The following is a 927-nucleotide window of genomic DNA, read 5'->3' on the forward strand; positions in this document are numbered from 1 at the left end:
AACGGGTGCCGTACACCGGAATCCTGATAGTCCCTCGCCCTGACCGGAGCCTCCGGGGCAAAGGCGCGGGTCCTGGCCGTCAATGCGGAGACCGGCAGGCAGCAATGGCCGCATCCGGCGCCGGTCGACGGCGCGGTCCGTTGGCTGATCGGGCACCACGCCGTGTATGTCGTGCGGAGGACCTCGACCGCCGAGGTCCTCTCAGCCCTGGACCTCACTGATGGCCGACTGCTCTGGGAGGAAGGAGACTTCGGCGGTGAACTGATTGCGGCGCCGCTGGAGTCCGGTCGAACCGTCCACCTGATCACCGGCAATGGACACGTGCACGCCCGGGACGGAGCGACGGGACGGGAAGTGTGGCTGGCCAGAAAGCCCGCCAAGCGCGTTCTGGCCGGACCTGCCGTCGTGGCCGGACAACTGTATGTGGGCGCCGCTGACCCGCACCGGCTGTTCGTCTTCAACGCCCGCACCGGCGAAGAGCTGGCACCCGGTCGTGGCGACGGCGCCTTCGTCTCGGTCCCCTTCGTGGTCGGCGACACGGTTTGGGCCATGCTCCGGACCAATCGGCTGATGGGATGGGACGTACGGACACGAGCACGGCGGAAGCCCATGGACCTTGCCAGCCCGGAGGGCCTGGACAGGGCCATGCTCGTTGAGGACGGCATTCTCTATGTGACGACCCCTCGCGGACTGGTCCGGGCCGTAGACCTTCGCCGTTAGCGGCCGGCCCGGGCCGTCAGAGGGCGGTGGGGAGTTCGGTGCGGGAGGTGATGTTGAGCTTGGGGTAGGCCTTGTAGAGGTGGTGGGCGACGGTGCGGGGGCTGAGGAAGAGCTGGGCGGCGATGTCGCGGTTGGTGAGGCCCTGGGCGGCGAGGCGGGCGATCTGGAGTTCCTGGGGGGTGAGGGGGGACTGGGGGGTGCCGGTGG

Annotated in this window: 2 protein-coding genes; one reads left to right on the forward strand and one right to left on the reverse strand. The window is 69.1% G+C overall.

The genetic code is table 11. The annotated features are described in order from the left end of the window. Positions 1–72 precede the first annotated feature (72 nt). Entirely contained in the window at positions 73–720 is a 648-nt protein-coding gene (locus AE652_RS42140) for a PQQ-binding-like beta-propeller repeat protein (protein ID WP_234348739.1), read from the forward strand. A 16-nt stretch (positions 721–736) separates the two neighbouring features. Here AE652_RS42140 and AE652_RS42145 read toward each other — a convergent pair. Beyond that, on the reverse strand, positions 737–927 hold a 191-nt coding region (locus AE652_RS42145; protein ID WP_049661465.1), incomplete at its 5' end, for a helix-turn-helix transcriptional regulator.

This window comes from Kitasatospora sp. MY 5-36 (assembly GCF_001182915.1).
Taxonomy (GTDB): Bacteria; Actinomycetota; Actinomycetes; order Streptomycetales; family Streptomycetaceae; genus Kitasatospora.